Source organism: Bradyrhizobium sp. SZCCHNR3119, assembly GCF_032487775.1.
Classification (GTDB): Bacteria; Pseudomonadota; Alphaproteobacteria; order Rhizobiales; family Xanthobacteraceae; genus Bradyrhizobium.
Window position 1 is genome coordinate 711,133 of the sequence record NZ_JAUEUV010000001.1, and the last position, 23,916, is coordinate 735,048.

22 protein-coding genes are annotated in these 23,916 nt (G+C 64.0%); 12 read left to right on the forward strand and 10 right to left on the reverse strand.

What is annotated here, in order from left to right; all coding sequences use genetic code 11:
- Positions 1-16 precede the first annotated feature (16 nt).
- Positions 17-550, forward strand: a complete 534-nt coding sequence (locus QX034_RS03285; protein WP_315704434.1) for an HAD family hydrolase — start codon at positions 17-19, stop codon at positions 548-550.
- On the opposite strand, the gene QX034_RS03290 is transcribed toward QX034_RS03285, so the two are convergent.
- The gene (locus QX034_RS03290; protein ID WP_315704435.1) at positions 532-1,578 is read right to left on the reverse strand and encodes a glycosyltransferase family 4 protein; all 1,047 of its coding nucleotides are present in this window, start codon (positions 1,576-1,578) and stop codon (positions 532-534) included. The two genes, QX034_RS03285 and QX034_RS03290, sit on opposite strands and share 19 nt — an antisense overlap.
- Positions 1,579-1,706: 128 nt before the next feature.
- Here QX034_RS03290 and galE point away from each other — a divergent pair, with 128 nt between their 5' ends.
- The 3 genes from galE (at position 1,707) to QX034_RS03305 (ending at position 5,360) form a co-directional block, all read left to right on the forward strand.
- Positions 1,707-2,720, forward strand: coding sequence for a UDP-glucose 4-epimerase GalE (galE, locus tag QX034_RS03295; protein WP_315704436.1), 1,014 nt, complete (start codon positions 1,707-1,709; stop codon positions 2,718-2,720).
- Positions 2,721-2,825: 105 nt separating this feature from the next.
- The gene (locus tag QX034_RS03300; RefSeq protein WP_315704437.1) at positions 2,826-4,631 is read left to right on the forward strand and encodes an ABC transporter ATP-binding protein; all 1,806 of its coding nucleotides are present in this window, start codon (positions 2,826-2,828) and stop codon (positions 4,629-4,631) included.
- Between the two features lie 30 nt (positions 4,632-4,661).
- Positions 4,662-5,360 (forward strand): fumarylacetoacetate hydrolase family protein, encoded by a 699-nt coding sequence (locus tag QX034_RS03305; RefSeq protein WP_316195003.1) that lies wholly within the window; start codon positions 4,662-4,664, stop codon positions 5,358-5,360.
- 75 nt (positions 5,361-5,435) lie between these two features.
- Here QX034_RS03305 and QX034_RS03310 read toward each other — a convergent pair whose 3' ends face one another.
- From QX034_RS03310 to QX034_RS03320, 3 genes are all read right to left on the reverse strand, one after another.
- Positions 5,436-6,365 carry an aspartyl/asparaginyl beta-hydroxylase domain-containing protein gene (locus QX034_RS03310; RefSeq protein WP_315704439.1) on the reverse strand — a complete coding sequence of 310 codons (930 nt, stop codon included), beginning with the start codon at positions 6,363-6,365 and terminating at the stop codon, positions 5,436-5,438.
- A 221-nt stretch (positions 6,366-6,586) separates the two neighbouring features.
- Entirely contained in the window at positions 6,587-6,742 is a 156-nt protein-coding gene (locus QX034_RS03315; RefSeq protein ID WP_316189119.1) for a hypothetical protein, read from the reverse strand.
- A 94-nt stretch (positions 6,743-6,836) separates the two neighbouring features.
- On the reverse strand, positions 6,837-7,526 hold the full coding sequence (locus QX034_RS03320; protein ID WP_316196042.1) for a PilZ domain-containing protein: 690 nt from the start codon (positions 7,524-7,526) through the stop codon (positions 6,837-6,839).
- 680 nt (positions 7,527-8,206) lie between these two features.
- Between QX034_RS03320 and cpaB the strand changes: the two genes are divergently transcribed.
- The 4 genes from cpaB to QX034_RS03340 are packed head-to-tail and all read left to right on the forward strand — an operon-like array spanning position 8,207 to position 12,523.
- Entirely contained in the window at positions 8,207-9,001 is a 795-nt protein-coding gene (gene cpaB, locus QX034_RS03325; RefSeq protein ID WP_315704441.1) for a Flp pilus assembly protein CpaB, read from the forward strand.
- A 17-nt stretch (positions 9,002-9,018) separates the two neighbouring features.
- Complete coding sequence (locus tag QX034_RS03330) at positions 9,019-10,488, forward strand: type II and III secretion system protein family protein (RefSeq protein ID WP_315806474.1); 1,470 nt, start codon at positions 9,019-9,021, stop codon at positions 10,486-10,488.
- Between the two features lie 32 nt (positions 10,489-10,520).
- Positions 10,521-11,258, forward strand: coding sequence for a CpaD family pilus assembly protein (locus tag QX034_RS03335; RefSeq protein ID WP_315704443.1), 738 nt, complete (start codon positions 10,521-10,523; stop codon positions 11,256-11,258).
- Positions 11,255-12,523 (forward strand): CpaE family protein, encoded by a 1,269-nt coding sequence (locus QX034_RS03340; protein WP_315704444.1) that lies wholly within the window; start codon positions 11,255-11,257, stop codon positions 12,521-12,523. The genes QX034_RS03335 and QX034_RS03340 overlap by 4 nt, the downstream gene beginning before the upstream one ends.
- Position 12,524: 1 nt before the next feature.
- Here the strand turns inward: QX034_RS03340 and QX034_RS03345 are convergent, their stop codons facing one another.
- The 3 genes from QX034_RS03345 to QX034_RS03355 all read right to left on the reverse strand — a co-directional run bounded on the left by QX034_RS03345 (position 12,525) and on the right by QX034_RS03355 (position 15,769).
- Entirely contained in the window at positions 12,525-13,376 is an 852-nt protein-coding gene (locus QX034_RS03345) for a tetratricopeptide repeat protein (protein WP_315704445.1), read from the reverse strand.
- Positions 13,377-13,471: 95 nt separating this feature from the next.
- A complete protein-coding gene (locus QX034_RS03350; protein ID WP_315704446.1) occupies positions 13,472-13,717 on the reverse strand; it encodes a PilZ domain-containing protein in 246 nt (81 codons plus the stop codon).
- Between the two features lie 138 nt (positions 13,718-13,855).
- Positions 13,856-15,769, reverse strand: a complete 1,914-nt coding sequence (locus tag QX034_RS03355) for an FAD-binding monooxygenase (protein ID WP_316195005.1) — start codon at positions 15,767-15,769, stop codon at positions 13,856-13,858.
- 99 nt (positions 15,770-15,868) lie between these two features.
- Here QX034_RS03355 and QX034_RS03360 point away from each other — a divergent pair, with 99 nt between their 5' ends.
- Positions 15,869-16,324, forward strand: coding sequence for a MarR family winged helix-turn-helix transcriptional regulator (locus tag QX034_RS03360; protein WP_409977584.1), 456 nt, complete (start codon positions 15,869-15,871; stop codon positions 16,322-16,324).
- Positions 16,325-16,375: 51 nt separating this feature from the next.
- Here QX034_RS03360 and QX034_RS03365 read toward each other — a convergent pair whose 3' ends face one another.
- On the reverse strand, positions 16,376-17,836 hold the full coding sequence (locus tag QX034_RS03365; protein WP_315763292.1) for an NAD(P)/FAD-dependent oxidoreductase: 1,461 nt from the start codon (positions 17,834-17,836) through the stop codon (positions 16,376-16,378).
- A 176-nt stretch (positions 17,837-18,012) separates the two neighbouring features.
- Between QX034_RS03365 and QX034_RS03370 the strand changes: the two genes are divergently transcribed.
- Positions 18,013-18,735, forward strand: coding sequence for a hypothetical protein (locus QX034_RS03370; RefSeq protein ID WP_316195007.1), 723 nt, complete (start codon positions 18,013-18,015; stop codon positions 18,733-18,735).
- A gap of 138 nt (positions 18,736-18,873) precedes the next feature.
- On the opposite strand, the gene QX034_RS03375 is transcribed toward QX034_RS03370, so the two are convergent.
- Positions 18,874-19,755 (reverse strand): AraC family transcriptional regulator, encoded by an 882-nt coding sequence (locus tag QX034_RS03375; protein ID WP_315747652.1) that lies wholly within the window; start codon positions 19,753-19,755, stop codon positions 18,874-18,876.
- A gap of 326 nt (positions 19,756-20,081) precedes the next feature.
- Between QX034_RS03375 and QX034_RS03380 the strand changes: the two genes are divergently transcribed.
- Both QX034_RS03380 and QX034_RS03385 read left to right on the forward strand, forming a co-directional pair.
- On the forward strand, positions 20,082-21,470 hold the full coding sequence (locus QX034_RS03380) for a hypothetical protein (protein ID WP_410050937.1): 1,389 nt from the start codon (positions 20,082-20,084) through the stop codon (positions 21,468-21,470).
- A 91-nt stretch (positions 21,471-21,561) separates the two neighbouring features.
- A protein-coding gene (locus QX034_RS03385; protein ID WP_315727984.1) for an IS630 family transposase occupies positions 21,562-22,508 on the forward strand; the annotation gives its coding sequence in 2 pieces (ribosomal slippage) (positions 21,562-21,910 and positions 21,910-22,508; 948 coding nt in all).
- Between the two features lie 37 nt (positions 22,509-22,545).
- On the opposite strand, the gene QX034_RS03390 is transcribed toward QX034_RS03385, so the two are convergent.
- Positions 22,546-23,811, reverse strand: coding sequence for a glycosyltransferase family 87 protein (locus tag QX034_RS03390; protein ID WP_315729596.1), 1,266 nt, complete (start codon positions 23,809-23,811; stop codon positions 22,546-22,548).
- Positions 23,812-23,916 lie beyond the last annotated feature (105 nt).

A 23,916-nucleotide genomic window follows, 5' to 3' on the forward strand; every position in this document is an offset into this window, starting at 1 on the left:
CGAGAGAGCCAAGAGCATGGGTGAGATCAGCGCGACGCACAAACCCGCCGCGTTTCTCGATCGCGATGGCGTCATCAACTACGACGACGATTATATCGGCACGCGCGAACGCATCCGCTGGATGCCGAACGTCGCCAAGGCGATCCGGCGGCTCAACGCGTCGGGCTATCACGTCTTTCTCTTCACCAACCAGTCCGGCGTCGCCCGCGGCCTGTTCACCGAAGACGACGTCGTGACCCTGCACGACTGGATGTGCGCCGAGCTCGCCGCGCAAGGCGCTGTGATCGACGACATCCGCTACTGCCCGCATCACACCGAGGGCACGGTCGAGCGCTATCTGCAGCCGCATCCCTGGCGGAAGCCGTCGCCGGGCATGATCCTGGACCTGATGGCGCATTGGCCGGTGCGGCACGAGGGCAGCTTTGTGATCGGTGATCGCGCCTCCGACATGCAAGCCGCACAGGCGGCCGGATTACCTGGCTTCCTATTCGCAGGCGGCGATCTCGACGCTTTCGTCGCCGACGTCATCGCTCAAACCAGCGTACGGTAGACGGCTGCGATCTTGTCGGCTTCAGCCTCAAGGCTGAACCGCGCGACCACGCGCGCGCGGGCGCGCTCGCCCATCGCCTGCGCTGCGGCGGGATCGCGCATCAGCGGCTCGAGCGCGGCCACGAGCGCGTCGACGTCGCCCGGCGGGACCAGCACGCCCGTGACGCCATCTTCGACCACGATCTCCGCCGCACCGGCACGTGATGCCACCAGCGCCGCACCGACCGCCATCGCCTCGATCAGCGTGAGGCCAAAGCCCTCGTTGCGCGAGGTGAAGGCATAGATCGTGAGGCGCTGATACCAGCGTTGCACCTCGGCGATCTCGAGCTCGCCGGTGATGACGATGCGTTCGTTAAGGCCCGCTGCGACGATCTTCTTCTTCAACTCGTTTGCAAACGGCATCTGCTCCGGCGTCACCGCGCCCACGAGGACGGCTGAGAAGTCGGGATAATGCGGCAGCAGCCGGCACATCGCCTCCACGAAGACGTCGCTGCCCTTCTGCGCGCGGACCCTGCCAAAACATCCGATCGCGTAAGCGCCCGGCAACCCACTCTCGGCAAAAGCCGCCGCACGATCAGTCGGCGGCGCATAGACGTCGGTGTCGACGCCATGCGTGATCACGGTCGCCTCGCGCTTGAGGTAAGAGGCGGAGATGTCGCTGGTCGCGATGATCGCGTCCATCTGCCGGATCAGCCAGCGCGTGATCCAGGTGTGGTGGCGCTGCGCGGCCGAGGTGAAAACGAGCTTGAGCGGCCACCCCAACGCGCGCAACAGCACGCCCACGATCATCTCGTTGTTGCGCCTCGCATGCCAGATCAGCGGCCGCCGGCGGCCCCACAGCCGCAGCAGATCCGCCAAGCCCATGCGCGCGATGCCCTCGGGCGCATGGGAACCAAACCACGCCGCACTGCAGCGCATCGCCAGTTTCGGTGCAACCATGCGATTGGTCGCCGTGACTCCGGAATAACGCCTGTGCAGATTTGGCACGATGACGTCGACATCAGCCGACGAAACGGGTTTTGCGGGCACGTTGAGCTCCAATTCGGCAAGGCCCTATACGCAAGATTAAGCATAGAAGCCAGTTCGCGGCTCTCGAAACCCCTCCTTCACCGCGCAAGCGTTAGTTTGCGGCAAAACAACAGGGATCGGGTCAAACAATGACCGTGCTCGTGACTGGCGGCGCCGGCTATATCGGCAGCCACACGGTGCTCGCGCTGGTGGAAGCCGGCGAAAGCGTCGTGGTGATTGATAATCTCTCCACCGGCTTTTCCAACTTCGTCCCGGACGGGGTGCCGCTGTTCATCGGCGATTGCAGCGACGAGAATCTCGTCGATGGCGTGATCGGCCAGCATGGCATCAGCAGCATCATCCACTGCGCGGGGTCGGTCGTGGTGCCGGAATCGGTGCGCGACCCGCTGCTCTATTATCGCAACAACACGATGACGACACGCAGCTTGCTCAACGCCGCCGTGCGGCGCGGCGTCGGCCGTTTTGTCTTTTCGTCAACGGCCGCGGTTTACGGCGATCCGGACCAGGTGCCGGTTCCGGAGACGGCACGGACGCGCCCGACGTCGCCTTATGGATCGTCTAAATTGATGGCGGAGATCATGCTGCACGACGCGGCCGCCGCGTATGAGTTGAGTTACGTCGTGCTGCGCTACTTCAATGTGGCCGGCGCCGATCCGATGGGCCGGATCGGCCTCGCCACGGTGGGCGCGACGCATCTGTTGAAGGCTGCGGTGGAGGTGGCCACCGGTCAGCGGGCGAAGATCGACGTCTATGGGACGGACTACCCGACTCCCGACGGCACCTGCATCCGCGACTTCATCCATGTGGCCGATCTTGCGGATGCGCATCGTGCGGCGCTGGCTTATTTGCGCGGCGGTGGCGGCTCAGTGACGATGAACTGCGGCTATGGCCGCGGCTATTCCGTGCTGGAAACCATCGAGGCCGTCAGGAGGGTCTCGGGCCGCAACATCCCGCTTCAATACGCATCGCGCCGCCCCGGTGACGTCATGACCATGGTTGCCGATCCCAGCCAGATGCGGCAGCACTTGGACTGGGCCCCGCGTTACGACAATCTGGACACGATTGCGGCCCATGCCCTCGCCTGGGAGGAGAAACTGCTCCGCGAGCGCAACGGCGAGGTCCAGCATCTGGTCTCCGCGTAAATTGACCGCCCGCGCAAGCCCTTATTGGGCTTGAAAAAGCCGTCCCAAGCGGGCATGCAGCCCGTTGCTGCCCCGGCGATTTGCCCGGGGCAGCGAGGGACCAGAATGGCCGAATTTCCGAAGAAGATCACCGACGATCCCTATGGCGCCGCGATCCTGATCCGCCGGCTGATCATGGAACAAGGCGTCGCCTATTGGCGGCGTTATCTGGCTGCCTTCTCGCTGATGGCGATCTCGGCCGGCGCGAGCGCGGGCGCCGCCTACATCCTGGGACAGGTGATCAACAAGGCCTATGTCGACAAGAGCATTCCCGGTATCGCCGTGCTCTCCGGCGTTACCGTACTTCTGCTGTTCGTCAAGGGCGTGACGACCTACGGCTACGCGGTCATCCTGTCCAAGATCTCCAACGCCATCCTCGCCAACAATCAGCGGCGGCTGTTCGGCAAGCTGATGAACGAGAGCATCGGATTCTTTTCGGAGCGGCATTCGTCCGAATTCCTGGCCCGGCTGACGGCTGGCGCGAAATCGATCACCGACGTGCTCAACATGCTGATCAACGCGATCGGCCGCGATCTTTTGCTCCTGATCAGCATGATCGCCGTGATGGTGGCGCAAGACCCGCTGATGTCGTTTTTGGGATTGGTCGCGGTGCCGCCGGCCATGCTGGTGCTGCGCAAGCTGGTCAAGCGCATCAAGGGGCTGGCCTATCACCAGTTCACGGGCACCGCCGACATTCTCGAGACCATGCAGGAATCGCTGCAGGGCATCCGCACCGTCAAGGCATTCACCCTGGAAGAGACGATGCGCGCGCGCATCGACGAGAACATCGCCGTCGTCGAGCGTAACGCGAACAAGATGGCGCGGGTGTCCAACCGCTCCAATCCGCTGATGGAGATGCTCGGCGGCTTCGCAGTGGCCGGTTGCCTGATGTATGGAGGTTATGCGGTCGTGGCGCTGAACGCCACACCGGGCCAGTTCTTCTCCTTCATGACGGCATTCCTGATGGCGACCGAGCCGGCCAAGCGGCTTGCCCGGCTCAACATCGATCTCAACAGCCAGTTGGTCGGCGCCCGCATGCTGCTCGAGGTGGTCGACAGTCCCGCGACCGAGCAGCCCGACGACGACAAGCCGGTGCTGAAACTGACGGAAGCCCGGATCGAGCTGCGCGACGTCAGCTTCGCCTATCGCAATAAGGAGCCCGTGCTCAACCGCATGAGTTTCGTTGCCGAGCCGGGCAAGGTCACGGCCCTGGTCGGCCCATCCGGCGGCGGCAAATCCACCGTGCTGGCGCTGTTGTTGCGCTTCTACGACGTGGCCGAAGGCGAGATCCTAATCGACGGGCAGTCGATCTCGCAGGTATCGCGTCGCTCGCTGCGCGAGCAGGCTGCCTATGTCGGTCAGGACGTCTATCTGTTCCGCGACACCATTCGCGCCAATATCGCCTTCGGCAAGCCTGGCGCGACCGAAGCCGAGATCATCGAGGCGGCGAAGGCGGCCTGCGCCCATGACTTCATCATGGGCTTCCCGCTCGGCTACAACACGCCGGTCGGCGAACTCGGCACCCAGCTCTCCGGCGGCCAGCGCCAGCGCATCGCGGTGGCGCGGGCGCTGATCCGCAACGCGCCGATCATCCTGCTCGACGAGGCCACGGCGGCGCTCGATTCGGAATCCGAACGTCAGGTGCAGGAAGCGATCGAGCATCTCTGCCGGAACCGCACCACGATCGTCATCGCCCATCGGCTGCACACGATCATGCATGCCGATGCCATCCTGGTGGTCGAGGCCGGCGAAATCGTCGAGCGGGGCCGGCATGACGACCTGTTGCGCCGGGGTGGCCGCTATGCTTCGTTCTTCCGCCTGCAGCAGCGCGACATGGGACCGAACGTGATCCCGTTGAGCGCGACCTCCTGATCGTCCGTTCCACCGCACCGAGATACTCCCATGAGCGCCACGTATGTCATCCCGGCTCTGCCGCAGCCGTCCCTCTCTGTCGCCGGCGAGACCGGCGCGTTTCCTGTGCGCCGCATCTGGTGCGTCGGCCGCAACTATCTCGAGCACATCCGCGAGATGGGCAATGACGAGCGCGACCCGCCCTTCTTCTTCGCCAAGCATGCGGACATGCTGGCGCCCGACGGCGCCGTGATCCCCTACCCGCCTCTGACCAAGGACCTGCATCACGAGGTCGAACTCGTGGTCGCCTTGAAGAGCGGTGGCCTCAACATTCCGGCCGAGAAGGCGCTCGATCACGTCTATGGTTACGCCGTCGGCATCGACCTGACCCGGCGCGACCTGCAGCTCGCCGCGCGCAAGAAGGAGCGTCCCTGGGAGGTCGGCAAGTCTTTCGACCACTCCGCGCCCTGCTCGGCCGTGCTGCCTGCCGCGAAGATCGGCCATCCCGCCAAGGGCAAGATCTGGCTCTCGGTCAACGGCACCGAGCAGCAGAAGGGCGACCTCACCGAATTGATCTGGAGCGTGCCGGAGATCATCTGGAAGCTGTCGCAGCAGGTCGAACTCGGCGCCGGCGACATCATCATGACGGGCACGCCGGCCGGCGTTGCGGCCGTGGTGCCGGGCGACAAGATCGAGTGCGGCGTCGACGGCGTCGGCACGCTCAAGGTGTCGATCGGCGAGCCAGCCTGAGCGGCAGACGGACTCAAACAAAAGGGCCGCGCGGATACCGCGCGGCCCTTTTGCTTTGATCGGTTCGCTGCGAGGTCAGCGAAACGCCGACGCCACGATCAGCCCGACGATCGCCACCGTCAGCGTGTACTTCACGGCGTAGTAGACCGTCCGATTCCATTCCTTCGCCTTGCGGGTGGCGAGGTGGAATTCGTAGAGCTTGCCGAACACCTTGTTCAGCACACCGACATGCTCGCCATCGACATTCTGCGTCGCCGAGGCCTTGACGATGTGATGGCTGACCCAGCGGTTGATCGCGGTCATGAAACCATATTTCATCGGACGCTCGACGTCGCAGAACAGGATGATCCGGTTCTGGTCGGTCGCGTTCTCGGCGCTGTGGATGAAGGTCTCGTCGAACATGAAGGCTTCGCCGTCGCGCCAGACGCAAGGCACGCCGTCGACCAGGATCCGGCACTTGTCCGAATTGGGCGTCACCAGTCCGAGGTGATAGCGCAGCGAGCCGGCGAATGGATCGCGGTGGGCGCCAAGCTTGCCGCCCGGCGGCAGCATCGCGAACATCGCGCCGTGTACGCTCGGGATCGAATTCAACAGTTCAACCGTCTTCGGACAGAGCGTGCGCGCCGACGGAAGAAAGTCGTCGTACCATTTGAGATAAAAGCGTTTCCAGCCACTCTTGAAGAACGAGTAGAAGCCCCAATCATTGTTCTTGGCCGCCGCGCGGATGAAGCCCTCGTCGAACAGGCGCACCGCCTCCTCGCGAATCGTCTCCCAATTGTCGGTCAGCTTCTGCAGCTCCGGAAACTGCTGGACCGAGATGACGGGCTCGTTCGGCACGGCGGAACCGGCATACATCAGCACGTTGTAGGGCGCGAGGTAGGTCGAATGGTCGCCGAGCTGGCGGGCGAAGCGCAGCCGCTGCTTGCCCCGGAAATGTACATAGATCGTCGAGCCGATGAGGATGTAGAGGGCTATGAGCTGTGGCGCGAAAAGTTGTTTCAGCATGTCCGGTTCCATCAACCGGCCGGCTCAGAGCGAGGAGCAGGACCCAATCCGCTCCAAACGGGGGTGATCTGATGCTGGCCGCGAGGCGCAACATAGCCGGAAGCGCGGAGTCCTGCACCCCCTGGGGAGCGTCTTGTGATCACGGAAGCCACGCAAAACTCCCAGCGCGTGCCCTCAGGGCAACAGCTCGCCCCTCGATTGACGCCGGCCCGGCGCGTCGCTCAGCCGCGCGCCAGTTCCTGCAGGCCCTTGAAAGTGAGTCGCTTGGGGTCCCTGACACCGGCCAGATACAGCCGGCGAATGAAAGCGGCGACCGCCTCGCGTTCGCAACCGGTCAACGCGACGACGGCATCCACCGCGGTCTTCTGAGCGTCCATCGCAGTTCTCCTGCCGTGGGCACCCGGCAGGCCAAGGTTTCACGATTCGCTTAATGCGGCGTTAACCATGTGCATGAGGCTCCCCACCTCGGCGTCAGAGCGTGCGGAACTCTTCGCCACGTCCCGTCGGCTCGTGATCCGCGACATACAGCTTCGACCGTCTCGGACGCCACGGTGGCGTGATCACCCGCCGCTCGAGATCACCCATGTTGCCCATGCGCTCCGCGAACCTGACGGCAAATCCGTCCGGAAACACGCGGGTGACACGCCCCACGCAGCTGCCCACCGCAAGCGGGGTTCCGATCGGAGGCTGCAATTCGGAGGACACTGCGGCACCCGATAGCGAGGCATCGATCACGAAACACGGCACACTGCTGCCATCGGCCAGCGTCAATGCGGAGTGCGGCGAGTTCGGCACAAAGCGCGCGTGCCTGCGCGCGTCTTGGATCGTCGGGTCCTTCTGCTTCTTCTCCAGCCAGACCAGCTTCTCGGCGAACTTGGCGCGCTGAGCGCGCGTCATCTCCAGTTCGAGCAGGAAGCCGCCATGAATGGTGTCGCTGATCTCGCCGTCGAATTTTCCGAAATCGCGGAAATACGAACTCAAGCGATCGCCGATCTTGCCGACCACGGGAGCATCGAGCAGCATGCGAAACGGCGACACGCGCGTGGTACGACAGGCGAAGCTCCGCGGCTTCCCTTGCGGATCATACCAGTTTCCCAATGTGTAGGAGCCTGCAGCCTGAAGCCTGACTGCACGCTGTTTAAGGAATCGGGCAACCGACATTGCGCCCCCTCGCCTCGCGAAGAACTGGAATGGTTTCCTTCCGTCAACGCGCTGTCGCTTGCTGCTTGCGGGATGGCTTGCTGCGCGATGGCGACCACGGCCCGCGCCGAAGACATTCGGGATGGGACTGCATTGACGCGCAGATGCTGCGCGCAAAATACTAACGTACGCTGAAAATGAAGATTCAGATTTGCCCCATGGGATCATACGTTCGATCCCTTTCCATTTCCTGAAAATCAGGCTCCGTTCAACTACGGATTCGCGAACTTTGGCGATCTGCAATCCGTCTCGCCAGGAAATGGCGTCACATCCCTGAACGCTGCACAGGCCGGCACCGCACATCGATAAGCGCTGCTTGCGTCGATAGCGCCGGACTCATTCTCTCGTTGAGTATCTGCACTGAGATGAGAACGCCACAACCTATGAAGCGCTCGCGCCGGCGCATCACCTACCCAGACGCGCAGTTACAAATTAGCACAACTAATAACACGCTCACATGGCTGTACGGGCCCTCGGAAATAACGCCACGTTCACCATCGCTGCAATCGCCATGAGTGGCAACCTCGGTCGGTCCAGGATTGCAAGTTCGCTTATACTATTGGCCCTTAGTCCTACGAAAAGGGGGCCGTCAGCCGGCTTGGTCGCATCCCCGGCGCAATGAGTTAAGAGTAGTAACGCGTATGATGACCGCACGCATCGTGGTGCTGACCATCGCCCTCGGCGCGGGCGGCATAGCGGCTTACCTCGTCAGTAGTGCCGATAAGCAGCAGGAGCCGCCGGCCGCACCCGTCGTGCAACTGCCGACCGTAGAAGTACTGGTCGCGAAGGCCGATATCGGATTAGGCCAAGCGATCAAGCCCGGCGATCTGGTCTGGCAGACTTGGCCGGAAGCCGCGAGCAACATCTTCATCCGTCGCAGCGACCGTCCCGATGCGGCCAACCAATTGGTCGGCGCGCTTGCGCGCACTCCGTTCCTCACGGGCGAGCCCATCCGCGAGCAGAAACTGGTGAGGGCCGATGGCTCCGGCTTCATGGCCGCGATCCTGCCCGCCGGCATGCGCGCGATCTCGACCGAGATATCGCCCGAGACCGGCGCGGGCGGCTTCATCCTGCCGAACGACCGCGTCGACGTCATCCTGTCCAGGCGCGACCGGACCCCAGACCGTCCCGGGGCCGAGTCGGTCAGCTCAGAAATCATCCTCTCCAACGTCCGCGTGCTCGCGATCGACCAGGCGCCGAAGGAAAAAGACGGCCAGAACACGGTCGTCGGCAAGACCGTCACGCTCGAATTGAAGCCTGACCAGGCAGAAACGCTCGCCCGCGCGCGCCAGTCCGGCACGCTGGCGCTGGCGCTGCGCAGCATCGCCGACGTCAACGCGACCGACGTCGGCCCAGACACCAAGGCACCGCGCCGCGGCGCAAGCATCGAGATCGTGCGTTACGGCATCCCAAGCTCGCAAACGGCACAGAAGTGACCGAAAGGAAGCAACAGATGAACTGCGGGCAAATTCCCTCGAAGCTGCGGGCCGCAATCGCCCGCGCTTTCGCCGCCTCCGCCATCGTCGGCTTGACCCTCAACCCGGCGCTCACGCCGGCCATCGCTGCGGACGAGCATGCGGATGCGCCGGTCGTTTCGGCGGGATCGTCGAAGGTGCGCTTCCTGTCACTCGGGATCGGCAAGTCGATCGTGATCGATTTTCCGCAGGACGTGAAGGATGTGCTGGTCGCCGATCCGAAGATCGCGAATGCGGTCGTACGCTCGGCACGGCGCGCCTACATCATCGGCGCCGCGGTCGGCCAGACCAACGTCGTGTTCTTCGACGCCGACGGCCAGCAGGTCGCCGGCTACGATATCGCGATCAAGCGCGACCTCAACGGTGTACGCCAGGCGCTCAGTCAGAGCGTGCCGGGCGTCAAGATCGACGGCGTCGGTGACGGCGTGATCCTGACCGGCTCGGTGGCGAGCCCGGTGGAGGCGCAGCAGGCCGGCGACATCGCCGCAAGGCTGGTCGGCGGCGCCGACAAGGTCGTCAACTCGATCGTCGTGCGCGGCCGCGACCAGGTCATGCTGAAGGTCAACGTCGCCGAAGTCCGCCGCGAGATCGTCAAGCAGCTCGGCATCGATCTCAGCGCCAGCATGACCTACGGCACCGCGGTCGTGAATTTCAATAACAGCAATCCGTTCACCGCCTACGGCAAGTCGCTGGTCAATGGGAATGGCTTGAACGTCGCCGGCGGAGGCCTGTCCTCGGTCAGCGCGACCATGCGCGCCATGGAGACGGCCGGCGTGGTCAGGACATTGGCCGAGCCGAACCTGACCGCAATCTCCGGCGAGTCCGCGACCTTCATCGCCGGCGGCGAATTCCCGGTTCCGGGCGGCTATGCCTGCGACCCCAACACCCGCGTCTGCACGACGCAGGTCACCTACAAGAAGTTCGGCATCTCGCTGAATTTCACGCCGGTCGTGCTCAGCGAGGGCCGGATCAGCCTGCGCGTGATGACGGAAGTCTCCGAACTGTCGAACGACAATGCGATCACCGTCTCCTATGCGCTGACCCCGAGCCAGACGTCGTCAGTGACGATCCCCGCCCTTCGCACCCGGCGCGCTGAAACGACGCTTGAGATTCCGTCAGGCGGCTCGATGGCGATGGCCGGCCTGATCCAAAACCAGACCAAGCAGGCCATCAATGGCCTGCCGGGCGTCGATCAGCTGCCGGTGCTGGGTCAGCTGTTCCGCAGCCAGGACTATGTCAACGACGAGACGGAGCTGATGGTGCTGGTGACGCCCTATGTGGTGCGCGCCGTCGCCCAGAACGAACTGTCGCGTCCTGACGACGGCTTCGCGCCGGCGACCGACTCGGAGTCGGCGCTGCTCGGCCGGCTCAACCGCCTCTACGGCGTCGCCGCGCGGATCGAGCCGGTCTCCGGCCGCACCGCCGGCTTCGGCTTCATCATCGATTGAGATTGACGGCTTGAGGGGACGGGGGATCCACCATGTCGAAACCAGCAGCAAGCACAGGCCATAGGACCTTGCGCCTGGCCGGCAGCCTTGGCGCAATTGCTCTCGCGCTCGGCGCCTGCACCTATACGGGCAATGAGGTCGTCGCGACGATCCCGGATGACTACAAGATGCGGCATCCGATCGCGATCGAAGAAGGCCAGCATGCGATGGTCGTGTTCGTCGGGAGCGGCCGCGGCGGGCTGACCGCACCGCAGCGCAACGACATTGCGGGCCTCGCGCGCTCCTGGCGCCGCGAGGGCACCGGCGCCATCGTCGCCGATGTTCCGGTCGATACGCCCAACGCGCGCGCCGCCGCTGACACCTATCGTGAAATCCACGCGATGCTCGCGGCCGGCGGCGTTCCCGCCCACGCCATCAAGCTGCACCACTATCAACCTGACGACCCACGCCTGCTCGCGGCGATCAGGTTGAGCTATCCGAAGATCCGGGCGGTTGCCGGCCCGTGCGGATTGTGGCCCGACGATCTCGGGCCGAACTTCAACAATCCCGGCTACAGCGACAACCTGCATTATCAGAATTTCGGCTGCGCCACGCAGCGCAATCTCGCCGCGATGATCGACAACCCGGCTGATCTCGAACAGCCGCGTTCCGAGAGCGCCGCCTATACGCCGCGGCGCTCGGCTGCGTTCGAGAAATATCGCAAGGGCGAGCCGACCGGGATCACCTATCCGGATGCCGAAAAGGCAAAGCTGAGCGACGTAGGCAAATGATCAACGCTTCCCATCAAAGCCAGGATGAGCGGCCCGGCTCGGCCCATCCGGCCGCCGACGATCACATCGCACCGGTCCCGCGCGTCTCCGTGCAGGCCTTCTGCGAGACCGAGCAGACCTCGGCCGCAGTTCAGGCCGCAAGCCAGGATCGCCGGCTCGGCAAGGCCCATATCACGATCAAGATGGGCGGCATCGCCCGGGCCATCGAGACCTATCACTCGCAACCGACACCGAACGTGATCGTGTTGGAGACCCGAACAGGCGGCGACATTCTCGGCGGCCTCGACGAGCTCGCCGGCGTTTGCGACCCCGGCACCCGTGTCGTGGTGATCGGCGGCCCCGACGATACAGTCGCCTATCGGGAGCTGGTCCGTCGCGGCGTCAACGATTATGTGGTCGGGCCGGTCGAGACGCTCGACATCATTCGCTCGATCTGCAGCCTGTTCTCGGCCTCCGAAGCCGTGATCACCGGCCGCATCGTCGCCGTGGTCGGCGCCAAGGGCGGCGTCGGCGCCTCGACGGTCGCGCACAATTTGGCATGGACGATGGCGCACAATCTCGCGCTCGATTCGGTCGTGATCGATCTCGACATGGCGTTCGGCACCGCGGGGCTGGATTACAACCAGGACCCGTTGCAAGGCATCGCCAACGCGGTGTTCCAGCCCGATCGGCCGGACACCGCGCTGATGGAACGGCTGCTCGCCAAATGCACCGAACGTCTGAGCCTGCTTGCGGCACCAGCGACGCTCGAGCGTGTCTATGATTTCGGCGCCGAGGCGTTCGATGCGATCTTCGACACGCTGCGCATGACCCAGCAATGCATCGTGCTCGACGTCCCGCATCAATGGTCGGCCTGGACGCGTCACGCGCTCATCAACGCCGACGACATCCTGGTGGTCGCCGAGCCTGATCTGGCCAATCTGCGCAACGCCAAGAATCTCTTGAGCGTGCTCCAGGCCTCGCGCCCGAATGACCGACCGCCGCTTTATTGCTTGAACCAGGTCGGCATGCCGAAGCGCCCGGAGATCGACCTCAAGCGCTTTGCCAAGACGGTCGAAGCCGAACCGGTGGCGACCATTCCGTTCGACTGCAAGCTGTTCGGGACCGCCGCCAACAACGGCCAGATGATCGCGGAAATCGCGGCGCTCAGCCGCACGCCGAAACTGTTTCTCGGCATCGCCAACCGTCTGACCGGCCGTGTCGATCCGAGGCCGGCACGTGGCTCGCTGCTCGCGCCGATCGCAAAATTGCTCGGCGCCAAATAGCTCAGTCGGTACGACTGAGCATCTTGGCCAGCTCCTTGTCGGGCTGGCTCGCCACAGGCCCCTTCGCGACCGCCTTCTGCGCCGTCTGCTTGCGGGCGAGCAGTCGCTTCAGATAAGTCACATTGGCGTTCGCCTGCTCGGCCGGTACGCCGGCCCGCATGATGTCTTCAGCTTCGCTGACCCGCCCCTGCAGGCCGACCACCACGGCGAGGTTGGTCCTGACCCGCTGATCGGCGTCCGGGCGAGCGTAGGCCTTGCGCAGAGTCTCCTCCGCCCTCGGCAAATCGTTGGAGAGCGCATAGGAAAGGCCAAGATTGGATAGCACGGACGGATCGCCGGGCGCGATCTTCAACGCGGTCTCATAGTATTGCCGCGCTTCCTCCTGCCGCCCGAGCTGATCCAGCACGGCGCCCTGCGCCGACAGGATGCGCCAGTCCGGATCATCAGGCGAATGCGCCCGGCTTAACACGTCGAAGGCCTGTTGGAAGTCGCCGTTGTCGGCGAGCGCGCGGCCATAACCCGCGAGCAGCGCCTTGTTGGCGGGATTGGCAAGGGTCGCCTGCTCCAGCACCGCGACCGCCTGCGAGCGCTGGCCGGTGGCACGCAAGGCACTGCCATATTTCAGCGCGATCTCAGGATCGCGCGGATTGCTGCGGTAACGCTCGCGATAGAGCTCGACGTCGGCCCGCGGATCGGAGCTGCTACTCTTTTCTGCATTGCCTCCGAGCGATCCCGTCACCTCGCCGAGATCGACGGTCTGGCAGGAGGCAAGACCCAGCAGCACGACCGCGAACGCCGTCGCAAAGACGGCCGGTCTGACCAGATGTTCGGAGCGGAGCGGCCGTGAGCGCATGCGACTGATCAATCGAGGACGACAGGTCAGGCACGCTCACATATTAACCCTAAGGGCTCGTTAAGATGTTCCGGGATGGCCAGCCCATCCCGGGTCTAATCGATGAACTCGGCCCCGAACTCGCAGCCGATCCGCCACGCCAGCCGGCATTTGCGCGAATGATCCGGCCCGAAGATGATCGTAAACTGCGGCGGCACCTCGACGAATTCGGCGATGACCTTGACGCCGCCGTTCGAAATGTCGGTGATGGTGCAATCGCGCGGCAGATTGCCCGTCCCCCAATGGATCTTCGCAAGCCTTCTGCATAGACGGCGTTCGCTCCTGCGACGGTTCGCCAACATCTCGATCTCTCACCCGCTCACCAGTCCATCCGATGACGACAGTTTTAGGAGCGAAACGTTGGGATCTCGCTAGCGTGATGTCGCGGAATGCAGCCATCGGCTTCGTATCTTGTTTACCATCGTGATCGGCTAGTCACCTCATTGCATGAAGCGGTCGAAATAGGCGGCGAGCTCATGGTGAGTGTCGAGCGGCAGCACGTGGGCGACATACTGGTCCGGCCGGACCACCACCATGCATCCCGCCTGCCGCGCGATACCGCGCATCGCGAAAATATCCTGGCCGCTCTTGAGGTCGGGGCAGAACATCTTCTCGTAGTCGCGTAAGCCGTAGCGGCCCTTGCGCGGCAGCAGCAGCGCCGGCATCGCCTCGATCGCGAGTTCGCGATGGCCTTGCTGGAACACAGCGCGAAGATCGATTACGGCATCAGGATCGGCACCGGCCGGCGTGTATCTCTTGATCGGCGACTCCGGGCTCTCGCTCAGGAACGCGCACAGCGCACGGATCGCCGAATTGGGCGCGGTCGGATCCTCCGTGCCGGCAAAGGCGAAGATGCGGAAGCGCCCGTCGGCTTCGACGACATGGCCAAGCTGCACCGGCTTGGCGTCACCGAGCCGGATCACCGGCGCGGAATGGAAACGCTTGCCGATCACAAATCCTTCGGCGAGGCGCTGATAGGTCGCCTCACCCGTGAGCAGTGAAGGTCGATAATGCGTCGCGGTGCCGGCCGTATAGCGCCCATGACGTACGAAATAGCTCTGGGTCTGCGCCGGGTCGAACCCGCCGCCCTTGGCGGCCGAGGCGAGAATTCCAGCCCATTCGCGGTCGAAATCGATCAGCTCCTTTGCGATCGCCTGACGTTCGGCGGAATAGCTGTGCAAGAGCTCCGGCTTGGCACGCTTGCGCAGCACGGCAGCCAGCTTCCAGCCGAGATTGAAGGTGTCCTGCATCGAGACGTTCATCCCCTGCCCCGCCTTTGGACTATGCGTGTGGCAGGCATCGCCGGCGATGAAGACCCGCGGAAGCCTGGTCCCAACCTCCGCATCCGGCACGTCGTCGAACTTGTCGCACAGGCGCTGGCCGATCTCATAGACCGACCACCAGGCCACCTCCTTCACCTCCAGCGTATAAGGCTTGAGAATCCGCTGCGCCTTTGCGATCAGATCCTCGACGGTGATGTTGCGGTTGGCAACGCGTTCGCCGACGTCGAGCTTGGCCAATTCGACATAGAGGCGGACCAGATAACCGCCTTCCCGCGGGATCACCAGCAGGCTGCCGTCCTTGGCCGACTGGATCAGCGACTTGAATCTGATATCCGGGAAGTCGGTGACGACAAGCACATCCATCACGCCCCAGGCGTGATTGGCGGAATCGCCATGCAACTCACGCCCGATCGATTTGCGCACCGTGCTGCGCGCCCCGTCGCAACCGACCACATAGCGCGCCTTCACCGTCTCGCTCTTGCCCTCATGGGCGGGATCGATCCGCTCGAACCGAACGGTGACGGCATGGTCGTCCAGGCCGACGGCCCGGTCGGTGGAAAGATCGGCGAGCCGCCTGGAGTAGTAGGGTTCGAGCTTGGCCGCTGAGCGGCGCATCACCTCGAGAAAGAAGTCGTGCACGCGAGCCTGGTTCAAGACCACATGTGGCATCTCCGACAGCCCGTCCTCGACGTCCTGGACCCGCCCGCTGCGGGCGATGTGCTCGCTGCGCACCTCATCCGGCTTCCAGAACGTGGTCTCGTTGATCCAGCAGGCTTCCTTGAGCACCCGCTCGGCAAAACCATGGGCCTGGAACATCTCCATGGTGCGGCAGGCGATGCCGTCGGCCTGGCCGAGCTGCAAAGGACCGGCCTTCTGCTCAACGATGCAGGTCTTGATGTCCGGAAACGCCGCGAGCTGGGCGGCGAGGTTCAATCCTGCCGGCCCGCAGCCGATGATCAGCACGTCGACCTCGTCGGGGATCGCGCCGGCTGCGCCGGGCGCTGGAATACGCGCAGCGGGATCGGCAATTTCCGGGTCGCCCGGCTGGAATCCATTGAGATGAAACTGCATGAGACGTTCCTCCCCGCCTTCCGATATTGATCAGTATGCTGATCATCAGTATACATGTCAACCAGCTCCTGGAGAGATCAGGTGACAGACACAAACGACATGCCCGGCCACCTGGCCCGCCGCTTCCAGCAGATCGCGGTGGCGGTGTTCCTGAACGAGGTCGAGCACGCCGGCTTCGACCTCACCCCGGTGCAATATGCGGCGCTGGCCGCGATCCATGCCAATCCGGGCATCGACCAGATCACCCTGGCCGGCCTGATCGCCTATGACCGCACCACGATTACCGGGGTCATCGACCGCCTGGTGCAAAAGGGGCTGGTACTGCGGCAGGCGTCCAGCCGCGACCGTCGTGCACGCGAGCTCAAGATAACCGACCAGGGTGCGCGGACCTTTCGCGCCATCACGCCGGCGGTCGAAACCGCGCAGCAGATCATGGTGCGCGGACTGACCGGGGCGGAAGCCAAGGAACTGGTCCGCCTGCTGCAGAAGGCGATTGCCGCCGGCAACGAGCTCAGCCGCGCGCCGCTGCGGGAGGGATCGGGAGAACAGAGCTGACCGGGCTGCGCCAGAAGCTCGAGTTCCAGGTGACGGTATCTGGAGCGAACGTCATGAATACCGCATCACGCCGTCATCGACCTTGCCGAAGCGTAGCGAGACGATGTCGAGCGCGTAATTCTGATAGAGCCGCCACGGCCGTTTCGAGCCCTGCTTCGGCAGCTTCGCGATCGAGCGCTGCACATAGCCGGAAGTGAAATTCAGCGACGGCATCGGCTCGACGGTGGGATCGTCATTGTGCGGCCGGCACTGCTTGTAGCCGTGACGGTCCATGTAGTTGAGAAGGCGACAGACATAGTCGCAGGTCAGATCGCATTTCAGCGTCCAGGATGCGTTGGTATAGCCGAGCGCGGCAGCGAAATTGGGCACATCGGAATACATCATGCCCTTGTAGTTCAGCGTATCAGCGAAATCGACCTTGCGCCCGTCGACCACGACCTCGATGCCGCCCAGCACCTGCAGCACCAAACCGGTCGCGGTGACGATGATGTCGGCCTCGAGCTCGCTTCCGTCCTGCAGCCGGACGCCCTTCTCGGTGAAGCCATCGATCTCGGCCGTGACGACAGAGGCCCGCTTGTCCCGGATCGCCCTGAACAGATCGCCGTCCGGCACCAGGCAGAGCCGCTGATCCCAGGGATTGTAGCGCGGCGTGAAATGGGTGGCGATGTCGTAGTCGGGCCCGAGCGCGGCGCGCACGCCGCCCAGGATCAGCTCCTTCACCTGGTGCGGCTTGCGCCGGCTGAGCTGGAAGAAATACATCGAGAACAGCACGTTGCGCCAGCGGATCAGGTGGTAGGCGAGGCTCGCCGGGAGATTGCGGCGCAATCTGTTGGCGAGCGGGTCCTGTGCCGGGCGCGACACCACATAAGTCGGCGAGCGCTGCAGCATGGTGACGTGGGCGGCCGTTTTCGCCATCGCCGGGACCAGCGTCACCGCGGTCGCGCCTGAGCCGATCACGATCACGCGCTTTCCGGCGTAATCGAGATCCTCCGGCCATTGCTGCGGATGCACGAGGCGGCCTTTGAAGTCCACAGTGCCTTTGAACTCCGGCAGATAGCCGGCCTCATATTTGTAATATCCGGCACACATGAACAGGAAATTGCAGGTGAAACGCACAATCTCCGGAGCGCCCTCCCCTGCACTGCGCTCCGCCTCGACGGTCCAGCGCGCCTCCTCCGACAACCAGGTCGCGCGCGTGACGCGATGATTGAAACGGATCTTCCGGTCGGCGCCGGTCTCGGTCGCGGTTTCGCGGATATAGTTCAATATCTGCGGGCCGTCGGCGATCGCCTTTGACTCTTTCCAGGGCTTGAACGAATAGCCCAGCGTGAACATGTCGCTGTCGGACCGGATACCGGGATAGCGAAACAGGTCCCAGGTGCCGCCGATTGCGCCGCGCCCTTCCAGGATCACGAAGCTCTTGGCCGGGCATTTGTGCGTGAGGTGATAAGCAGCACCGATGCCGGACAGGCCGGCGCCGACGATCAGCACGTCGAAGTGCTCTGCGGACATGGGGTTTCCTTTGGGGTTTCCTTCAGGTTTCAGGCTGTTCTGCCCTTGTTTGCCGTCAGACTGACGATACGCATCCGTCCTGTCAAATCGGCGAGCGAGGCCATTCGTATTCGGTCAACCCTCCTGATCTATGGATGGCGTGTCCGATGGCTTTGCGCAGGACTGGAGCTGAGATCGTGACGAATGAGGCTGATCGGCCCGAGAAAGCACGCGAGGCTCGCGAGCGCGAGCTTGCACGGTCGCAGCGGCTTGCTGCCGGATCGACGGTCGCAGCGATCCTGATCGCGCTGGCCTCGCTGTTCGGACCGCAGCCCGATGGCATTCTGCTTGCGCTCCTGGTCGCGCTGCCCCTGATCGCAGCGCTGCTCGTGGTCGCATGGCGCGACCGGTTCCGGATCGGGCTCGGCACCGGCTCCGCACAGGCCAACCTGGCCGGGGCCTGTGCCGTAGCGGCCGGCGCCCTGTTCGCCCGCACCTGGCTCGATCTCAATCTGGTGAGCTGGCTGCCGCTGATCGCCTTTGCATTCGCGGTCGCGGTGATCTTCCTGCTCGCCGCCGCTCGCTTCGAGCCCAACCTGGCACGGCGCTGGTGGCGCCTCATCGCCGCCGCGGCCTTCGTGGCGGCCTACGCCTTCGGCATGCTCGGGCAATTCAATCAGCGGCTCGACCGCTCGCCGCAATCGGTGTTGCGCAGCCAGGTGCAGGGCAAGCATCTCGGCCATGGCCGGATGGCGACCTATCATCTCACGCTGGCGCCCTGGGGACCGTTCGCCAAGCCCAACGACGCCACGGTGTCGCAGGATCTCTACGCGCGGCTGCAAATCGGGGATTCCGTCTGCATCAGAGAACGCGACGGCGCGTTCGGGATCGCGTGGTTCACGGTCAGCGCGTGCCGCTAGGCGCAATTGGAGAGGAGCTTTCGATCAACGAGACTCCACGATAGCCAGCCTGGCCGCGAACCCGCCGAGGCCGGTTCGGATGAACAGCGGCCGGTCCGCCTCCTGCGATCGGAAGGAACGGACCGCCGTCAGAGAGTCCTATTTCAGCGGCAAGAACAACTCCGCGACCGTCTCATGCTCAGGCACCTCCGGGAAGAAGCTCAGCCGCTGACAGTAGATCGGGAAGTCGCGTGCTTCCTCGCCGCTAGCCGGAAGCCAATCGCGATAGAGGTAGAGCGCGGCGGGCTCCAGATTGTCGGTGTTACCAACGACGCGCAACACCGCGCAGCGTCCGCCAGGAATCTCGCCCGCCTTGATGGGCTCGCCGTTCGCTTCGATTGTTTGATCCGTCCCCACGCAAAGATCCACGCTATAATCGGCAGGCGACGCCGGACGCCGCTCGGAACGCCAGACATTGAAGGTCGGGTGGCTCTTTGGATGCAGGCCAGCGGCTGTACGCCACGCGATGAACCGCTGGATGGTGGCGCCGAGCATCGCCGGGTCGCCCCGATGTTCCATGATCGCCACCGGCGTCGTAGGCACATCGCGAATCGTCACATCGTCAGCGGTAAACGTCTTCTGCATGAGCTTGCTCCTTGCATTGTCGAGAGGCCCGAAGGCGGCAAGCCACGGCTCCCAGTCGGGAGACTTCCGGAACGATGAAGGCGATTGCCCGAACCTTTGCCGGAAGGCGCGGGCGAAGGCGTCCGGCGCGTCGTAGCCGGCATCCATCGCGATGTCCGTGACGCTTTCGGCATCCCTATAGGCCAGCCGATATGAAGCGCGCTTCAGGCGGGCGAGCTGGATGTAGCGATGCACGGACAGTCCGAAGGTTGCCGTGAACTGCCGGTGGAAGTGATACTTCGAGTAGGCAGCGACACTGCTCAGCGCGTCCAGGTCCAGATCGTCATCCAGATGCCGGTCGATGTGATCGAGCACCCGCTGCATCCGAGCATGGTAGTTTTGAAGCGCCGCCTTCATCTTCCATCCTCCGTGGCAGCACCAGCTAAGCGGATGCAGACATGACGCGCCCGACCGATCTTGCGGTTTTGTCATTGCGGTCGCAGGCCGTCACCAGGGGCGTTTGCGGGCTGGTGCCTTCATATCGTTCCGGACAAGGAGAATGACCGCCGAGCCGAGTCGTGCAGAGCTGCGATCAGGCGTTGCATTTCGGCAACGGTTCCCCGAAAACGCCGGCTGGGGCTAGCCTGTGCTATTGCGCCCCCCTTCCGTGATCCAAACAATCGACCCGCATCGCAGGCTCGGCTTGCGAGTCTGGCCCATGTAGCCCTCAGGAGGCTGGGATCATGAACGCACGATTTGCGGCGGTTGCGTTGACGTCTTGCCTGTCGGTCCTGCTCGCTAGCCAACTTTTTCCGTTGCCGACCTTGATGAGCTTGATGGATACCAGCGAGGGAGGCGAGGCACCAATCCCCGGCCGCAGCACATCGACACTGGACAGTGCGGCCACGTTTGCTCTGGCGCTGCAAGCCAACGCCGCGCCGCAGGCGAGCGATGCACCCCAACTCATAGAACCACTGCGGGTCATTGATGCACCGAGGGCTGTCGATGCTCCGCGCTCCGCAGCAGCACTGCAATCGGTCGGCGTAGCGACCGCCGCCGCAGCACCGCAGTTCGGGGCCGCAGAGGTCGGCGAGATCGCGTCAGCAACCGTGACGCCCCCGGTTGTCATGGACCGCCATGCCGGCACAACATCCGCGGCACCGGTCGCGGCGGCTGTGGATGTGGATAATACAGCCACCGCGGAGCAAGGACGCACGCCCGAGCCCGCAGGATCGCTCCGAATGGCCTCCGCCGATCCGAGTGAGATGCTGCCAGCCGAGACCGCGGCGACGCTGGACACGCCCGCCAGCGTGCGGGACCATACGCCCGAGACCCCGACGGCTGACGACCGCACAGCAAGCGTAAACGCGACGGATGTCGCCGACGAGTGCTTCATCATCGAGACCTGCGTCGACCGCTATCTGTGGGCGCTGTATCAGCGCGCGCCCAAGGAGGACTCGATCAAGGTGCATGAACGCCGCAGCGTGACGGTCAAGCGGAAGGGCCGGACCGTGACCGTCGCCAGGACCTTCACCAGGCTGGTCGACGAAGACTTCACGTGGAAGGACCCCAAGGCGGCGGACAAGGCCAGCCTGTCGCTGATGGACTACGTGATCGGCGGCATGGACCGCGGCTTCAAGCTGAAACTGTTCTACACGCTGCACGCCGCGGAGGCCGCGGGCCTCTCGCCCGGCATCACCAGCGCCTTCCGTGACGACTACCGGCAGTCGATCGCCAGCGGGCTGAAGGCGGCCTCCGACAGGTCCTATCATGGCGGCAGCTTCCGTGGCGGCTATGGCCATGGACTCGCGGCGGATATCGTCAGCGTCAAGGGCGCAACGCGCGCAGAGCGCTGGACTTCGACCGAACAGCTCTGGAAGTGGATCGACGTGCACGGGCAGGAATTCGGCATCGGCCGGCCCTATCTCGATCGCGATCCGCCCCATGTCGCCCCGATCGACGGCCAGGAATATGCCTCGCATCGCGGACCGGCCGTTCGGCACGTTGTCGCCGAGGCGAATAGACGCAAACATCTCGCCGCGCGTCGCGAGCACGGTGCAGGTAAGCATGTCAGAGCGGCAAGAGCGACCGCCATCCGATCCGCGCGGGCGGCGCGCTCCCGCGCGACCTAGAGCGGTTTGCGATCGAGCTGAATCGAGAGGGATTCCCAAATTGGCTCTGGTCTGCTTCAAATTGCTTGCAGGCAAAGGAGGCAGGCAAGCGATGGCAGGCTCTTGCTCGGTCGATCTTCGGAAGCGGGTTGTCGCAGCGGTCAAGGGCGGCATGTCGCGGCGGCAGGCAGCGGCCCATTACCAGGTGAGCGCATCAAGTGCGATCCGGTGGGTCGCGCAGGGAGAGGAAACTGGCGATGTCGCGCCAAAGAAGCTGGGCGGCGATCAGCGTTCGAAGGCGATTGAGGCGCAGGCCGATGTCATTCTGGCGCTGGTTGCTGACAAGTCCGATATGACGCTGGAGGAATTGAAGATGGCCCTCGTGGCCAAAGGGCACAGCTTCAGCGTCTCTGCACTGCACCGCTTCTTCGCCCGTCGAAAAATCACGTTTAAAAAAAGACAGCGCACGCCGCCGAGCAAGAGCGGCCTGATGTCCTGAGCAAGCGGGAAGAGTGGGCGTGCAAGCAGACCGAATTGAGCGCCACCAAGCTTGTCTTCATCGACGAGACCTGGGCCTCGACCAATATGGCTCGGACCCGCGGTCGCGCCCCTCGCGGCGAGCGCCTGCGGGCTTCAATTCCACATGGTCATTGGAAGACGACGACCTTCGTCGCTGGCCTGCGTCAATCGGGAATGACGGCACCGATGGTGCTCGATGGCCCGATCAACGGCGAGGCTTTCCAAGCCTATGTCGATCATGTTCTCGTTCCCGAATTGCAGCAAGGCGACATCGTCGTGATGGACAATCTCAGCAGCCACAAAGGCGCGGGCGTACGAGCGGCGATAGAAGCCGCCGGAGCGCACTTGCTCTATCTTCCGCCCTACAGTCCGGACTTCAATCCCATCGAAAATGCCTTCTCCAAGCTCAAAGCGCTTCTCAGGGCGGCCGCAGAACGGACTGTTGATGGCCTATGGGACGCCATCGGGCGCTGCCTCGACTGCTTCAAACCAGCCGAATGCGCCAACTACTTCAAAGCTGCAGGATACGAACCAGCTTGATCGAAAAATGCTCTAATGTCCCGCGCCGGCAGTCGTATCAGTTTGCGGCCGGCTCATTTGCGAATGTCAGTGCCTTGCCCGCCTGCCGTTGCGCGCGATCGTACCCCACGGCCAAGCGGACCAGCAGCGCGAACACCGGGATCAGAAATGGCGGGCCGAAGGTCAGGTCGGTGTTCTTGCCGATCGAAGCTGCGACCAGCGGCAGCAGCAGCACCGCGGCCATGGCCGCCCGGATCCAGGCTACCGGCGCCTGCGGCCGCCTCTCCTCCGTGTGCAGCCAGACCACGACGAAGGCGCCGACCACCAGATCGTAGTGCTGCAGATAGGGAATCGCGAGCCAGGTGCCGACGATCAGCAGGGCGTAGCGGATATGCCGCGGATGGTCGCGCCACCATGACCATGCCACGACGCTTGTCGCGATGATGGCGGAGACGGCCTGACAGCCGTAGGCGAGTTCGAGGCTTGCGCCGAAGCGGCGCGCGAAGACAAACACCGAGACCATCAGGCGCCAGATATCGGTGCTGTCCTCCAGGATTGCGACGCGCAGGATCGGCAGGTTCCTGAGATAGTCGGTCCACGGTTCCAATCCGAATGCGATCACGCTCGCGGCAACGAGCATCAGCACGGTGACGCCGCTGGACACGAGCGCGCGCCATTGCCGACCAGCAAGCAGCGCCACCGGCAGCATCAGCGCCAAATGCGGCTTGAAGGCGAGCAGGCCGAACAGCATGCCCGCCAGGACCGGCCGGCGCTCGAGCAGCACCAGCCCGCCACCCAGCAGCGCGGCGGTCAGGGCGCCGTTCTGCCCGAGCATCGCGTTGATGAATACCGCGGGCGTCGCCAACGCCAGCAGCAGCACGCCCTCGCCGCTCGCGGCCTTGAGCGCGCGATAGAATGCGTACCAGGTGCCGATCAGCCACAGGCCCAGCGCCGGCACGTAAGGCAGCAGCGCCAGCGGCAAGGTCAGCAGCAACATCACCGGCGGATAGGAATAATGATAGAGGTCGAGCGTGGGCCCCACCACGGACTGCTCGAAGGCATGGAAGCCCAGGAAATCGTAAGCCCTGGCCGCATGGCCTTGCAGCGCCACCGCCGCACCGGACCAGTAATTGATGAAATCGTCGCCTAACGGGCGCTGCACGCCGTCGGTCAGACCGAGGCGTGTTTGCCGCAACAGGTCGACGACATAGACGACGCTGGCCGCAGCGATCCATACGCGCGCGAGGCGGCGCAGCCGGTTGAGATCGCCCAAGGCTCCAGCGGCCTGCGGCGCCCCGTGAGCCGAATAGTCGAGCGAACTCATGGCCGTACTCCCGAGCGATTGACGCTGAGGAGCCATGCTAGCGTGAGGGTTTTAGGAGTCCCTTAACTTGGTGGGCGAAGGCGTGGCGCGCGAACGCCGACACGC

Excerpts from the sequence above, each read along its gene's own strand:
- QX034_RS03315 (WP_316189119.1), bottom strand. The coding sequence starts at position 6,742 with ATGGACGCTCAGAAGACCGCGGTGGATGCCGTCGTCGCGTTGACCGGT.
- galE (WP_315704436.1), top strand. The coding sequence starts at position 1,707 with ATGACCGTGCTCGTGACTGGCGGCGCCGGCTATATCGGCAGCCACACG.
- QX034_RS03360 (WP_409977584.1), top strand. The coding sequence starts at position 15,869 with ATGCCCGGCCACCTGGCCCGCCGCTTCCAGCAGATCGCGGTGGCGGTG.
- QX034_RS03330 (WP_315806474.1), top strand. The coding sequence starts at position 9,019 with ATGAACTGCGGGCAAATTCCCTCGAAGCTGCGGGCCGCAATCGCCCGC.
- QX034_RS03355 (WP_316195005.1), bottom strand. The coding sequence starts at position 15,769 with ATGCAGTTTCATCTCAATGGATTCCAGCCGGGCGACCCGGAAATTGCC.
- cpaB (WP_315704441.1), top strand. The coding sequence starts at position 8,207 with ATGATGACCGCACGCATCGTGGTGCTGACCATCGCCCTCGGCGCGGGC.
- QX034_RS03350 (WP_315704446.1), bottom strand. The coding sequence starts at position 13,717 with ATGTTGGCGAACCGTCGCAGGAGCGAACGCCGTCTATGCAGAAGGCTT.
- QX034_RS03305 (WP_316195003.1), top strand. The coding sequence starts at position 4,662 with ATGAGCGCCACGTATGTCATCCCGGCTCTGCCGCAGCCGTCCCTCTCT.
- QX034_RS03310 (WP_315704439.1), bottom strand. The coding sequence starts at position 6,365 with ATGCTGAAACAACTTTTCGCGCCACAGCTCATAGCCCTCTACATCCTC.
- QX034_RS03320 (WP_316196042.1), bottom strand. The coding sequence starts at position 7,526 with ATGTCGGTTGCCCGATTCCTTAAACAGCGTGCAGTCAGGCTTCAGGCT.
- QX034_RS03285 (WP_315704434.1), top strand. The coding sequence starts at position 17 with ATGGGTGAGATCAGCGCGACGCACAAACCCGCCGCGTTTCTCGATCGC.
- QX034_RS03375 (WP_315747652.1), bottom strand. The coding sequence starts at position 19,755 with ATGAAGGCGGCGCTTCAAAACTACCATGCTCGGATGCAGCGGGTGCTC.
- QX034_RS03380 (WP_410050937.1), top strand. The coding sequence starts at position 20,082 with ATGAACGCACGATTTGCGGCGGTTGCGTTGACGTCTTGCCTGTCGGTC.
- QX034_RS03390 (WP_315729596.1), bottom strand. The coding sequence starts at position 23,811 with ATGAGTTCGCTCGACTATTCGGCTCACGGGGCGCCGCAGGCCGCTGGA.
- QX034_RS03335 (WP_315704443.1), top strand. The coding sequence starts at position 10,521 with ATGTCGAAACCAGCAGCAAGCACAGGCCATAGGACCTTGCGCCTGGCC.
- QX034_RS03345 (WP_315704445.1), bottom strand. The coding sequence starts at position 13,376 with ATGCGCTCACGGCCGCTCCGCTCCGAACATCTGGTCAGACCGGCCGTC.
- QX034_RS03300 (WP_315704437.1), top strand. The coding sequence starts at position 2,826 with ATGGCCGAATTTCCGAAGAAGATCACCGACGATCCCTATGGCGCCGCG.
- QX034_RS03340 (WP_315704444.1), top strand. The coding sequence starts at position 11,255 with ATGATCAACGCTTCCCATCAAAGCCAGGATGAGCGGCCCGGCTCGGCC.
- QX034_RS03365 (WP_315763292.1), bottom strand. The coding sequence starts at position 17,836 with ATGTCCGCAGAGCACTTCGACGTGCTGATCGTCGGCGCCGGCCTGTCC.